This window comes from Alkalibacterium psychrotolerans, from assembly GCF_054784355.1.
In genome coordinates this window covers 1-950 of the sequence record NZ_BAAGPH010000069.1, presented here as the reverse complement: position 1 = coordinate 950, position 950 = coordinate 1, and the positions used below count along the sequence as shown (strand labels likewise).

The 950-nt window shown below is 37.6% G+C and carries 1 protein-coding gene; it reads left to right on the top strand.

Annotated elements, in window-relative coordinates; all coding sequences use genetic code 11:
* Positions 1-103 precede the first annotated feature (103 nt).
* The coding region (locus ACYVLS_RS08915; RefSeq protein WP_460323709.1) for an IS4 family transposase at positions 104-950 on the top strand (847 nt) is incomplete at its 3' end.

The window sequence follows — 950 nt, the reverse complement described above, 5'->3', positions numbered from 1 at the left end:
TCACTAGTGTTGCATTAAAATAGTAACCTGTTCCATGGCATAAAAAAATCCTTTATACTAGTACTTGGATGACTTATCCAAGACCAATACAAAGGATCTACGCATGGATAAGTATAAAACAAAAATGACCATAAACAAATGGTTTTCGTATATTAAGTTAGAACAATTAAGCTTTCACTCTCGTCAAGCCATTGAACAATTTGATCGTTACGCAAAGAAATTGAAATTTAAGAAAGCAATAAAGCTCTTTCTGTATGCCATTAACGATGAAACGGAAAGTTTACGGCACCTAGACCAGCAACTTGTCAATCCGAATTTAAAAAAAGTGATGGGGATAGACTCTATCAGTTACTCTCAGCTTTCTCGTGCCCTACGGGCACTTGAACCAAGTGTATTACTGGAGATTTTTAATCATTTACTTTCTCTTGTGCATAAAAAGACGGAGGTAAAATCGAAAGAAAAACTCTTTCTGATTGATTCCTCAACCTTTTCATTTAGCAAGAATTCCTATCCATGGGCGCATTTTCGACCGACAAAAGCTGGCATAAAGTTACATCTAAAAGTCTGCTTCATGAATGAAAGTTGGGTGCACCCTGAACAATTTGAAGTATCTCCTGCTTCTGAACATGATCATGAGCACTTAGATGTCTTTATTAATGAGCCACTGGCTACATACGTTTTTGATCGTGGGTATCTTGATTTCGCTCAATTCGATCAAATGCATTGGGATGGGTATTTCTTCGTTTCTCGGATTAAGAAGAATACGAAGGTACATGTGCAAAGCCATCTAGACGTTCCTAAAGGAACGGGTATTATCAGTGATCAGTTGGTTCAATTGGGCAGTCAAGTCTACTTGACGAGTCTCTTTCGACTTGTGACGATAGAAAGAAAGCAGCAAGTCAATTTAAGAATTATCACCAACCGCATGGATGTATCAGCTGAAGAGATTA